Source organism: Allobosea sp., assembly GCF_017308015.1.
GTDB lineage: Bacteria > Pseudomonadota > Alphaproteobacteria > Rhizobiales > Beijerinckiaceae > Allobosea.
The window spans coordinates 385,459-397,418 of sequence record NZ_JAFKFW010000002.1 but is presented as its reverse complement, the minus strand read 5'-3'; the positions used below and the strand labels follow the sequence as shown (position 1 = coordinate 397,418).

Annotated in this window: 11 protein-coding genes; 7 read left to right on the top strand and 4 right to left on the bottom strand. The window is 65.2% G+C overall.

Annotated elements, in window-relative coordinates; genetic code table 11:
- Positions 1-13: 13 nt before the first annotated feature.
- Positions 14-1,519 carry an ABC transporter substrate-binding protein gene (locus J0I42_RS01915; RefSeq protein ID WP_291652241.1) on the bottom strand — a complete coding sequence of 502 codons (1,506 nt, stop codon included), beginning with the start codon at positions 1,517-1,519 and terminating at the stop codon, positions 14-16.
- A 304-nt stretch (positions 1,520-1,823) separates the two neighbouring features.
- On the opposite strand from J0I42_RS01915, the gene otnK reads away from it, so the two are divergent.
- The 3 genes from otnK (at position 1,824) to J0I42_RS01900 (ending at position 6,143) form a co-directional block, all read left to right on the top strand.
- Positions 1,824-3,089 (top strand): 3-oxo-tetronate kinase, encoded by a 1,266-nt coding sequence (gene otnK, locus J0I42_RS01910; RefSeq protein WP_291652240.1) that lies wholly within the window; start codon positions 1,824-1,826, stop codon positions 3,087-3,089.
- A gap of 64 nt (positions 3,090-3,153) precedes the next feature.
- On the top strand, positions 3,154-4,482 hold the full coding sequence (locus J0I42_RS01905) for a malonyl-CoA decarboxylase (protein ID WP_366509787.1): 1,329 nt from the start codon (positions 3,154-3,156) through the stop codon (positions 4,480-4,482).
- A gap of 167 nt (positions 4,483-4,649) precedes the next feature.
- Positions 4,650-6,143: a malonate--CoA ligase gene (locus tag J0I42_RS01900; RefSeq protein ID WP_465247631.1), complete on the top strand. Its 1,494-nt coding sequence runs from the start codon at positions 4,650-4,652 to the stop codon at positions 6,141-6,143.
- A gap of 121 nt (positions 6,144-6,264) precedes the next feature.
- Here the strand turns inward: J0I42_RS01900 and J0I42_RS01895 are convergent, their stop codons facing one another.
- Together J0I42_RS01895 and J0I42_RS01890 are read right to left on the bottom strand one after the other, a co-directional pair.
- Positions 6,265-7,029 carry an MBL fold metallo-hydrolase gene (locus tag J0I42_RS01895; protein WP_291652236.1) on the bottom strand — a complete coding sequence of 255 codons (765 nt, stop codon included), beginning with the start codon at positions 7,027-7,029 and terminating at the stop codon, positions 6,265-6,267.
- A 98-nt stretch (positions 7,030-7,127) separates the two neighbouring features.
- Positions 7,128-7,721 (bottom strand): NADPH-dependent FMN reductase, encoded by a 594-nt coding sequence (locus J0I42_RS01890; protein ID WP_291652234.1) that lies wholly within the window; start codon positions 7,719-7,721, stop codon positions 7,128-7,130.
- 76 nt (positions 7,722-7,797) lie between these two features.
- Here J0I42_RS01890 and soxR point away from each other — a divergent pair, with 76 nt between their 5' ends.
- The gene (soxR, locus tag J0I42_RS01885) at positions 7,798-8,253 is read left to right on the top strand and encodes a redox-sensitive transcriptional activator SoxR (RefSeq protein WP_291652232.1); all 456 of its coding nucleotides are present in this window, start codon (positions 7,798-7,800) and stop codon (positions 8,251-8,253) included.
- A 3-nt stretch (positions 8,254-8,256) separates the two neighbouring features.
- Here soxR and J0I42_RS01880 read toward each other — a convergent pair whose 3' ends face one another.
- On the bottom strand, positions 8,257-9,057 hold the full coding sequence (locus J0I42_RS01880; protein ID WP_291652229.1) for a creatininase family protein: 801 nt from the start codon (positions 9,055-9,057) through the stop codon (positions 8,257-8,259).
- 148 nt (positions 9,058-9,205) lie between these two features.
- Between J0I42_RS01880 and J0I42_RS01875 the strand changes: the two genes are divergently transcribed.
- From J0I42_RS01875 to J0I42_RS01865, 3 genes are read left to right on the top strand one after another with little or no spacing between them, the layout of a single operon-like run.
- Complete coding sequence (locus J0I42_RS01875; RefSeq protein ID WP_291652227.1) at positions 9,206-10,237, top strand: ABC transporter substrate-binding protein; 1,032 nt, start codon at positions 9,206-9,208, stop codon at positions 10,235-10,237.
- A 23-nt stretch (positions 10,238-10,260) separates the two neighbouring features.
- Complete coding sequence (locus J0I42_RS01870; protein ID WP_291652225.1) at positions 10,261-11,076, top strand: ABC transporter ATP-binding protein; 816 nt, start codon at positions 10,261-10,263, stop codon at positions 11,074-11,076.
- Complete coding sequence (locus tag J0I42_RS01865; RefSeq protein WP_291652223.1) at positions 11,076-11,951, top strand: ABC transporter permease; 876 nt, start codon at positions 11,076-11,078, stop codon at positions 11,949-11,951. Before J0I42_RS01870 ends, J0I42_RS01865 begins: the two co-directional genes overlap by 1 nt.
- Positions 11,952-11,960: the final 9 nt, after the last annotated feature.

Genomic DNA, 11,960 nt, shown 5'->3' with positions numbered 1-11,960 from the left:
AGCATGAACGTCCTCACGAGCGCTTCAGCCCGGCCAGCCGGATCATCCCGTCCGGGTTGATCGCAAAGCCCTGCATGTCGGAGCGCATCGCGAAGAACACCGTCTGGTTATAGAGGTAGATGATCGGCAACTCGTCCTGCAGGATCTTCTGCGCGGCGTCGTAGCGCTTCTTGCGTTCGGCCGGCTCGTAGATCGTGCGGGCCTCGTCGAGGAGCTTGTCGACCTCCGCATTGGCGTATTTGCCGTCGTTCTGGTTGCCCTTCGAATGGGCGAACGGATGGATGTTGCCGTCCGGATCGATTCGGCCGGACCAGCCGACGCGGCTCATCTGGAACTTGCCCTGCTGCTGGTCGCGCAGCTGGCTGGCGAATTCGGTCGAGCGGATCTGGATGTCGATGCCGGCTTCCTGGGCCATCGCCTGGATCACCTGCCCGAGCTGGGCATCGACCGGATTGTTGGTGACGAAGAGCTCGACCGAGACTTTGGACTGCCCGGCTTCCTTGAGCAGGGCCTTGGCCTTGGCGAGGTCGCGGGCGGGCACCGGCAGATCGGCGCTGACATAGTAGTTGCCGGGGTTGAAGGGCTGGTTCGACGGCGCGTAGAGCCCCTCGAACACGACCTGGCTCAGCACCTTGCGGTCGATCGACAGGGAGAGTGCCTGGCGCACGCGCTTGTCCTTGCCCATCGGCTGGTTCGCGGCTTCACCATTGTTGGTGTTGATGGTGATGCCCTGGTAGCCGAGATTGGCGATGCTCTCGACCTTCAGCGACTTGTCCGACTGAGCCGATTTCACGTCGGTCGGGGCCAGCCGCTCCAGCATGTCGAGTTCGCCCGAGCGCAGATTGGCGAGGCGCACCGTCGTGTCGGGGATCGAGCGGTAGAGCACACGGTCGAAACTGTACTTGTCGGCCTCCCAATGCTCCTTGAACTTCTCCAGCACGATGCGGTCGTTCTGCACGCGCTCGACGAATTTATAGGGGCCGGAGCAGACCGGCTTCGCCGCGACGTCGCCCGACAGGGTCTTGGGCGAGAGCATCATGCCGGCGCGATCGGTGAGCTGCGAGAGCAGGGTGGCGTCGGGGCGCTTCAGCTTCAGCACCAGCGTGGTCGCGTCGGGCGCTTCGACGCTGTCGACCGAGCCGAGCTCGGCCTTGCGCAGCGAGTCGGGCAAGGTGCGGGCGCGGTCTAGATTGGCCTTGGCAGCCTCGGCGTTGAAGGCCTCGCCGTCATGGAACTTGGCGTCGCTGCGCAGCTTCATCGTCAGCGTCAGGCCATCGACGGAGAAATTCCATTCCGTCGCCAGGCGCGGCACCAGCTTCAGGTCCGGCGTGATATCGACCAGCCGGTCGCACAGTCCCATGAAGACGATGCGGCCGACGAAGGTGCGCGCCTTGTGCGGGTCGAGCATGTCGGGGTCTTCCTGAAGCCCGATCCGCAGGGTGGACGGAGCCTGGGCCAGGGCCGGCATTGTCGCGAGCGCGAGCGCGGCGGCCGAGATCGCAACCTTCAAAAGCTTCATGATTTCCCCTCGTTCCGGACGGTTGTCGGCGAACGTTTCCGCCGCGTTGGCAGCGGGTCGTTCTGCTCAATTCGTTCCTTGTGGCACTAACCTGACTCAGTTTGCGGCCGGCGTCGATGATGCGCCGCATCAATTCGCTGGCAACTCGGCCTGCAGTCTGGGCGGGCACCGTCTTGCCGTGAGGCGGGTTCCATGTCCGGGATGGGCGTGCCCGATGCGGCCATGGCTGTCGCCACCTCTTTCGGCAGAAGCTAGAACGGCGATCGACAAGGCATGGGCCGTCTGGGCCTGAGGGAGATTGGGCATGCTGCTGGGCGTGATCGCCGACGACATGACGGGCGCGACCGATGTTGCGCTGATGCTGAATCGGGCGGGCATGCGCACCGTCCAGGTCATCGGCGTGCCGCCGGCCGGCACTGCGCTGCCGGAGGCCGATGCTGTCGTCGTCGCGCTGAAATCGCGGACCAATCCGGTGGCTGAGGCCATCGCGGATTCGCTCGCCGCCTGCGAGGCGCTGCTGAAAGCTGGCGCGCGCCAGATCCTGTTCAAATACTGCTCGACCTTCGATTCGACGGCGCAGGGCAATATCGGGCCGGTGGCGAATGCGCTGGCGGAACGGCTGGGCGCCAGGCTCGCCATCATCTGTCCGGCGTTCCCGGCGAATGGCCGCTCGATCTATCAGGGCTATCTCTTCGTCGGCGCCGTGCCGCTGCATGAAAGCTCGATGAAGGACCATCCGCTGACGCCGATGCGGGATTCCAGCCTGATGCGCCTGATGTCGACGCAGGCGAAGACCGAAACCGGTCTCGTCGACTACGCCACCGTGCTCGCGGGCCCGGCCGCGGTGAAGGCGCGGCTCGCGAAGCTGGAGGCTGACGGCATCCGCTATGCCGTGACCGACGCCCTGACAAACGAGGACCTGATGACGCTCGGCCACGCCGTGTCGGAGCATGTCCTGCTGACCGGCGGCTCGGGCATCGCGATGGGCCTGCCGCAGAATTTCCGCCGCGCCGGCCTGCTGCCGGAGCGTCCCGGCCCGCAGGACTTGAAGGCGCCCGCCGGGCGTGCCGGTATCATTTCCGGCAGTTGCTCCACCGCGACACGCGGCCAGATCAAGGCGGCGCTCGCGGCTGGCTTTCCTGCGCTGAAGGTCGATCCCTTCGCTCTGGTCGACGGCAGCCAGGATGCCGTCGGCCTCGCCGCCTGGGCGCTGGCGCAGCCGGCCGACAAACCGTTCCTCGTCTATTCCAGCGATGATCCGGCTGAGGTCGCGGCTGTGCAGGGCAAGCTGGGCCGCGAGCGGGCCGGCAGCATCGTCGAACACGCCTTCGCCGAGCTGGCGCGCCGGCTTTCCGAAGGCGGTGTGACGCGGCTTCTCGTCGCTGGCGGCGAGACCTCGGGCGCAACGGTGCTGGGCTTGGGCATCCGCACCCTCGAAATCGGCCCGGAAATTGACCCAGGCGTGCCCTGGACGCGCGTCGTCGATGGGCCGGAAATGGTCGTGGCCCTGAAATCCGGCAATTTCGGCACGCCGGATTTCTTCGTGAAAGCCTGGAATTTGCTGCGCTGATGCCCGATTTTCCTGCCCTGAATCTCCTGTAGGCTCGGCCCGCGAACTGGGAAACGGTATGGACATGGCATTTCTCGGCGAACTTCTGATCAACGTGGCGGATCGCGGCCGCGCGCTGATCGGCTTCGAGCGCTTTCTTGGCAATCGCTCGCGCCCGATCGACAAGCTCTGCGAGGATCTCCTCTCCGGTCGTGGCGAGGCCTCTGGGATGGCGTTGGCGCAGGCCGTGCTGGAAGCGTGGCAGAAGCTCGACAAGCCCGGCCGGCTCGCCTTCTTCACCATGCTGCGGGAGCGTTTCGGCCCTGATCACGAGCGGCTCGACGCGGCGATCGAGGCCTATCGCGCCAAGCCCTGCCCGGCGACGGTGGCGGCTCTGCATCAGGCGTCCGAGCCGCGCCGGCAGGAACTGTTTCGTCGCCTTAATCTTGCGCCCGAGGGCACGCATGTGCTGGTGCGGATGCGTGAAGCCCTGTTCGAGGCGATCGCGGCGGAGCCGGAGCTGAAGGGCATCGACGACGATTTCCGTCATCTCTTCGGCTCCTGGTTCAACCGCGGCTTCCTGGTCCTGCGCCGGATCGACTGGCGCACCCCCGCAAACGTCCTGGAGAAGATCATCCGCTACGAGGCGGTCCACGAGATCCAGGGTTGGGACGATCTCAGGCGCCGGCTGGAGCCTGCGGATCGGCGCTGTTTTGCCTTCTTCCATCCCCAGCTCGTCGACGACCCGCTGATCTTCGTCGAGGTAGCGCTGACCGGGGATATCCCGCGCAGCATCAGCGAAGTGCTGGAGCCTGAGCGTGAGGTCCTGCCAGCGCAGCAGGCGACGACGGCGGTATTCTATTCGATCTCAAACTGCCAGGAGGGCCTGCGTGGCATCTCCTTCGGTAATTTCCTGATCAAGCAGGTCGCCGAGGACCTGAAGCGTGAACTGCCGGGACTGGATACCTTCGTCACGCTCTCGCCTGTGCCCGGTTTCGCCCGCTGGCTCGCCAGCATGGCGGAAGAGCCCGGCGATCTCGTGCTCACCAACGAGGAGCGTTCCGAGCTCGCCCGCCCGGCCGGCGAGACGATCTCGCTCGACGATGCCACCAAGGCGCGCCGCGACAAGCTGCTCGGCCAGATGATGGCGCAATACATGCTGCGGGCGCGCACGGGCTCGGGCCGCGTCATCGATCCCGTCGCCCGCTTCCATCTCGGCAACGGTGCGCGGCTGGAGCGCATCAATGTCGGCGGTAATCTCTCGGCGCGGGGCCTGCGCGAGTCGCACGGCGTGATGGTCAATTACCGCTACGACCTCGACGATATCGAGACCAACCACGAGGCCTTCGCGACCCGCAACACGGTGGTGGCCTCCTCCGGCGTACGCAAGCTGCTGCGCTCTGTTGCGAGCTAGAGCATCGGTCCGAAGAGCGTGATGCGGTTTTCGAAAAAGGCCGATGCAAAATCTAGGATCTAGAGTATCGGACTGAATGTCGTGTTCAGTCCGATACTCGAATGCGAAAACGCCTGAAAGGACCCGAAATCATGGGCAATCACCTCTTCGATCTGATTCGTTCGCGCATGCCGGCGCCCGCCGCGCCCTTCGCGCTGCTCGATGATGGCAGGCGTTTCTCCTATGGCGACATGGTTGCGGTCTCCGCGCGCTTCGCGGATGCACTCGCCGGACTCGGCGTGAAGCCGGGTGATCGCGTTGCGGTGCAGGTCGAGAAGAGCTTCGAAGCGCTGATGCTCTATCTCGGGACTGTGCGGGCCGGCGCGATCTTCCTGCCGCTGAACACCGCCTATACCCCGGCCGAGATCGAGTATTTCCTGGGTGATGCCGAGCCAGCGGTCTTCGTCTGCGATCCCGCCAAGGCCGAGGCCCTGCGGCCCTATGCCGAGAAGGCCGGCGCCAAGCTGGAGACGCTGGGCATCGGCACCGGCAGCCTGCTCGATAAGGCCGATGCCGCCTCAGACGAATTCGCGGATGTCGCGCGCGGGCCGGACGATCTCGCCGCGATCCTCTACACCTCTGGTACGACCGGACGCTCCAAGGGCGCGATGCTCAGCCATGACAACCTGTCGTCCAATGCGCTGGCGCTGGTCGACTACTGGCGCTTCACGAAGGGCGACGTGCTGCTGCATGCCTTGCCGATCTTCCACACGCATGGCCTCTTCGTCGCGACCAACGTGATCCTGCTGTCCGGCGCTTCGATGATCCTCCTGCCGAAATTCGATCCGGAGCAGGTCTTCAAGTATCTGCCGCAGGCGACCAGCATGATGGGCGTGCCGACCTTCTATGTCCGTTTGCTTCAGGATGCCCGCCTGACCAAGGAGGCGACGAAGCATATGCGCCTCTTCGTCTCCGGCTCGGCGCCGCTTCTGGCCGAGACGCATCGCGAGTGGAGCGCTCGCACCGGCCACGCCATTCTCGAACGATACGGCATGACCGAGACCAACATGAATACCTCGAACCCCTATGAGGGGGATCGGGTCGCCGGCACGGTCGGCTTCCCGCTGCCGGGCGTCTCGGCCCGCGTCACCGAGCCAGAGACCGGCAAGGAGATCGCTCGCGACGAGATCGGCATGATCGAGGTCAAGGGCCCGAACGTCTTCAAGGGCTACTGGCGCAATCCCGAGAAGACGGCCGCCGAGTTCCGGCCGGACGGCTTCTTCATCACCGGCGATCTCGGCAAGATCGATCCCGCCGGCTACGTCCATATCGTCGGGCGCGGCAAGGACCTGATCATCACTGGCGGCTACAACGTCTATCCGAAGGAAGTCGAGACCGAGATCGACGAGATGCCGGGCGTGATCGAGAGCGCGGTCATCGGCGTGGCGCATCCCGATTTCGGCGAGGGCGTCACCGCGGTCGTGGTCTGCAAGCCCGGCGCCGAGATCACCGCGAAGGGGATCGCCACGGCGCTGGAGCAGCGTCTCGCCAAGTTCAAGCAGCCCAAGCAGGTCTTCGTTGTGGCGGAGCTGCCACGCAACACCATGGGCAAGGTTCAGAAGAACCTGCTGCGCGAGCAGTACAAGGATATCTACGCCAGGCAGATGAAGGCGGGCGGATAACAGCTTTATCCATCATTCTCGGGCGAGGTGGAGCCTCGACCCGAGAATTTCATGCAGGAAGGGCGCTCTCTTTCGAGAGATGCTCGGGTCAAGCCCTAGCATGACGGCTAGCTCAGACGATTCATACCAGCGCCGGCACACCGAGCTCGATGGTCTCGCCATCGGCCGGGATGCGCAGGCGCCGGGTATCGACCCCGCGCTCCTTCGCCGCCTTGCGCAAAGCCGCACGGCTGACCGTGGCGTGGTCGAGCGCTTCCATATGCGTCGCGATCACTGTCGCATGCGGGAAAGCCTCGGCCAGGTCGAGCGTCTGCTCGGCATCCATCACGATCAGCGTGTTGTCCCACATCGCCCCGCAGGAATGGCTGACGATCACGTCGGGGCCTGTCGCGGTCGCGGCATCGCGCAGGGGTGGATAGAGCACGCTGTCGCCGCACCAGTAGAGCGTCGGCTCGCCCGGCGCCTCGAAGCTCAGCCCCATGACCGGCCCCATCTTCTCGACGACGGCGCCGGTGCCGTGCTGGGCCGGGTGTCGTTTCAGGATGATCGGCCCCAGCCTGATATAGCAGTCGATCGCCGTGATCGAGGCGAAGCCCGCCTGCGCGATCGCCGCCTCGTCGCCTGGCCGGCACAGGATCGGCAGGTTCTTCGGCAGACGTTCCTTGGCGACCTCGTCGAAATGATCGGCATGGAGATGGGAGATGATCACGGTCTCGACCCCGGCGACGATGTCCGCGATGGGCTCGGGCAGGTCCACCATCGGGTTCTCCGAGCGCCCGGTGAAGGAGCGGCGGCTATGGCGCGGGCCGAAATCGGGGTCGATCAGGAAGACCCGGCCCCCGAAATCGAGCTTCAGCGTCGCGTTGCGGAGAAGTTTGAGCTTCATATCCGTCGGCTCCTCATCTGGGACCGGCATTGTTCCGCATCCCGCCACGAGGAGACCAGTTCGGATTTGTGAAGCTCTTTCCACGTTCGCGTGACGTATCACGCCACCGCGAACTGGCCGTAGGGCACCGTTTCGCGCGCCTTGCGCAGCGCGCTCGCCCACCAGTGGAGCTGCGCCAGCATCGTCGCCATCGCCTGCTCGGCACGGTCGGCATCGAGCAGTGTGCCCTCTGCATCGAAGCGGCTCCAGACATCGGCGAAGGCGACGCCGTCGCGGATCGGGGCAGCATGCAGTTCCCCGAAGACGAGGCGCAATTGCTCGACCGCACGCAAGCCGCCCGAGATCCCGCCATAGGAGACGAAGCCGACCGGCTTGCCGCGCCATTCCTGCCCGACCGCGTCGATCAGGAATTTCAGGATCGCCGGATAGCCGCGATTGTACTCCGGAGTCACCACGACGAAGCCGTCGGCCCAGCCGATGATCTGCCGGAGCTCTTCGAGGGCAGGGTGCTTGCCGCTGACATGGCGCGGCGGCAGGTCCATGTCGCCGGGGTCCACGACCGCGAGGTCGAAGGGGCCGTCGCCCGCGATCTGCGAGATCGCCCAGCCGGCGACCTTGTCGCAGAAGCGGCCTTCGCGGCTGCTGCCATAGATCAGGGCGAGCCTGATCCGCGTATCGACCTTCTGGTGCATGGAAACGCTCCGGTTTGCATCACGGGAGCGGGGTTTATAGAACCTCAAGTAAGGTTAAGGTCAAGAGGTGTTTCCAGTGCCCCAGCCGGTGCATTTGCCGATCGAACTCAGCGTCGGCGATGTCGCCCGCCGCAGCGGGCTCGCCGTATCGGCGCTGCACTTCTACGAAGCCGAAGGGCTGATCCGCAGCCATCGCACGGCCGGCAATCAGCGTCGCTATGCCCGAGAAGTGCTGCGCCGGGTCGCGATCATCAAGGTGGCGCAGCGGGCCGGCATCCCGCTGAAGACGATCCGCGAGGCCTTCAGGGCGCTGCCGCAGGAACGCACGCCGACCGTCGCCGACTGGACGCGGCTTTCGTCAGCCTGGAAACAGGAGCTGGAACGCCGCATCGACCGGCTGACGCGACTGCGCGACCATCTGAACGGCTGCATCGGCTGCGGTTGCCTGTCGGTGCGGGATTGTCCGCTGCACAATCCTCTCGATCGCCTGGCAGAGGAGGGGCCGGGGCCGCGCCTCCTCGATCCCGAGTGAGGCTCAGCCTGCCTTGTAGAGCGTGTCGAGCGGCATCCGCGCGACATCGGCCATCAATTGAGCGAAGCCCTGCGCCTGGAGGGCCGCCGTCGCCTTGCCCTTCGCGGCGGTCGCGAGGCTGGCATCGCCCGCCGCGCCGGCGCGGTTCACGTCCTGCGCCATCCAGGCGAAGGCATGCGGGCCGGTCGGGCGCAGATGCGCGTAGCCTTCCTCGGCCATGGTCACCGTATGGGGCTTGAACAGCCCGGCCTGGCCCATGTCGACGAGGTCGGGCCGGAAATGCAGCATCAGCGAGGTCTCGACATCGCCGCCATGGATGCCGTGGCGGACATCGAGCTCGCCATAGAGCCCCTCCGGCAGGCCGAAGGACATCCAGGCGGTGCAGACGGCGAACATCCCGTGCTCGACGCGCAGTTCCCGAGCCGCGATCTTCATCGGGTCGACATTGCCGCCATGCGAGGTGATCAGCACCAGCTTGCGCAGGCCCGCCCGCTTCACGCTCTCGCCGATCTCGATCCAGGAGCGGATCGCGCTCTCCCAGCCGATCGTCACGGTACCCGGCGAATGCAGATGCTCGTTCGACTTGCAGACCGCCTGCGTGGGCAGGACGAGCACGTCGAGACCGGCCGGCACAAGTGGCATGGCCTCGGCCAACATCCCGTTCATCACTGTCGTATCGACGGAGACCGGCAGATGGGGGCCGTGCTGCTCGATCGCCGCCAGCGGCAGCACCGCGACGGTGCGATCGGCAGAAAGCGTGGCGAAGTCGGAGCTCTTCAGGTCGCCCCAGAAACGTGCGGTCATGATCAGGCCTGTCAGGAACCGGTGCGGTCGCCTTGTTTCTGTGCAGAAACCCGGCCGCACGGCGTTGCATTGTCCCGCCGTCCTATCGCATGGGATAAGGAGACGGGCCAGTGGTCGGATTGGCGGCGGCGAGAGGGGAGAGAGCGAGATGGCGACGATGAAATATCGCGTGAACCGGCGCGCCGCGCTGGGGCTGATCGGCGGCTCCACCGCGTCCCTGCTTATTCCGGTGCCGGGCGCGCGCGTCAACGCGCAGACGCTCGACAAGGTCAGCTACCAGACCAACTGGCGCGCCCAGACCGAGCATGGTGGTTTCTATCTCGCCGCGACCAACGGCATCTACAAGAAATACGGCCTCGACGTAGAGATCCGCCCCGGCGGTCCGCAGCAGAATCCCACTCAGCTCCTGCTCGGCGGCCGCGTCGACATGATCATGGGCAACTCGCTGGAAGCGCTCAGCTTCGCGCATGAGAACCTGCCCTTCCTCTGCATCGCCTCGATCTTCCAGAAGGACCCGCAGGTCCTGATCTCGCATCCCGGCCAGGGCAACGACACGCTCGCCGACCTGAAGGGCAAGCCGATTCTGATCGCGGCGCAGGCCCGCGTCGGCTTCTGGCCGTTCCTGAAGCTCAAATTCGGCTATCAGGACGAACAGATTCGTCCCTACACGTTCAATATGGCGCCGTTTCTGGCCGACAAGAAGCTGACGCAGCAGGGTTTCCTGTCCTCCGAGCCCTTCGTCATCCGCAAGGCGGGAGTCGACCCGGTCGTGCATCTTCTCGCCGATGCCGGCTTCGAGAACTACAACACCACGATCACGCTCTCCCGGAAGATGGTCCAGGAGAAGAAGGAACTGGTGCAGCGCTTCACCGATGCGACGCTGGAGGGCTGGGCGGAATACATGAAGGGCGGCCCCGGCAACGCCGCCGCCAATGCCCGGATCCTGAAGGATAATCCCGACATGGATCAGGAGAAGATCGACTACGCGCTCAAGGTCATGAACGAGCGCGGCATCGTCGTCTCCGGAGACGCCAAGACGCTCGGCATCGGCGCGATGACCGATGCGCGCTGGGCGAGCTTCTACAAGACGATGAACGAAGCCGGTGTGGTTCCCGCCGGTGTCGACGTGAAGAAGGCTTACAGCCTCGACTTCGTCAACAAGGGCATCGGCAAGAGCTGAGCCGGACAAGCATTGCTGAAAAGATGACTGTGACGATGGACGAGACGAAGCCGCAATCCGCCGCAAGCACCCCGCTGGTGGCCGTCCGGCACGTCTCGAAGCGCTTCGCCAATGGCACGCTGGCCGTGCGGGATGTCGATCTGGAGTTGGGGGCAGGGCAGTTCATCAGCTTGCTCGGCCCGTCCGGCTGCGGGAAGTCGACGCTGCTGCGCATGATCGCGGGGCTCGGCGCGCCGACGACAGGCTCGATCACCTGGCCGGGCGAGACCGGAGATGCGCAGGGCAGTGCCGGCCACGGCGCACGCGATCTCGGCTTCGTCTTCCAGGACCCAACGTTGATGCCCTGGGCTAATGCGCTCGCCAACGTCATGCTGCCGCTCAAGCTCAAGGGCGTGCCGAGAGCCGAAGCCGAGGCGCGTGCCGCCGAAATGCTGGCGCTGGTCGGCCTGAGGGGCTTTGAGGCATCCTACCCGCGTGAACTCTCGGGCGGCATGAAGATGCGCGTCTCGATTGCACGTGCGCTGGTGATGCGGCCGAAGATCCTGCTGATGGACGAGCCCTTCGCTGCGCTCGACGAGATCACCCGCCACCGCCTCAACGACGACCTGCTGTCCTTGTGGGAGCGTGAGCGCTTCACCGCCGTTTTCGTCACCCATTCGGTCTTCGAATCCGTTTATCTCTCGGAGCGCATCGTGGTGATGGCGGCGCGCCCCGGCCGGGTCATGGCCGATTTGTCAGTCGATGCCGCCTATCCGCGCGACGACCTGTTCCGGACCTCCGGTGAATACGCCCATCTCTGCCGCGTCGCTTCGACCAAGCTCAAAGAGGCGATCGGCTGATGAACGTGCCCGTTGAAAGCTTGAATTCGGACGGAACCGACGCGCAGGCACGGCCGATCGCGGCGGTCGAGGCCAACATTCTCGGCCTGCCTGCCAGTGTCTGGCCGCGTATCTTCGCGCCGCTGGTGATCGGCGTCGCCGTGCTGGCGCTCTGGGAATTCGCGGTCCGCTGGAACGATATCCCGCATTACGTCCTCCCCGGGCCGATCCTGGTCGGGCAGACGCTGGTGGCCGACTGGGGCACGCTTTCGGGCTCGCTCTGGGTGACACTGAAGATCACCTTCATGGCGCTCGCCGCTGCGATCGTTGTGGGCGTGACGCTCGCGGTGCTGTTCAGCCAGTCGAAATGGCTGGAGATGGCGCTCCTGCCCTACGCCGTCATTCTGCAGGTCACGCCGATCGTTGCCATCGCCCCGCTGATCATCATCTGGGCCAACGACATCGACCTGTCGCTGCTGATCTGTGCCTGGATCGTCGCCTTCTTTCCGATCCTGTCGAACACGATCCTCGGGTTGAACTCGGCCGATCACAACCTCGTCAACCTGTTCGAACTCTATGGCGCCTCGCGCTGGCAGACGATGCGCTATCTCAAGCTGCCTGCGGCGCTGCCCTATTTCCTCGCGGGGCTGAAGATTTCGGGCGGTCTTGCGCTGATCGGTGCGGTCGTGGCCGAGTTCGTCGCCGGCACAGGCGGTAGCGCCTCGGGCCTCGCCTATCGCATCCTAGAGGCAGGCTACCAGCTCAAGATACCGCGCGTCTTCGCGGCACTGGTGATGATCTCGCTCTCAGGCATCGCCATTTTCCTGGCAACCAGCCTGATCTCGTACCTGCTGCTCCATCGCTGGCATGAGAGTGCGATCCGGCGCGAGAACTAGCGGCCGGCG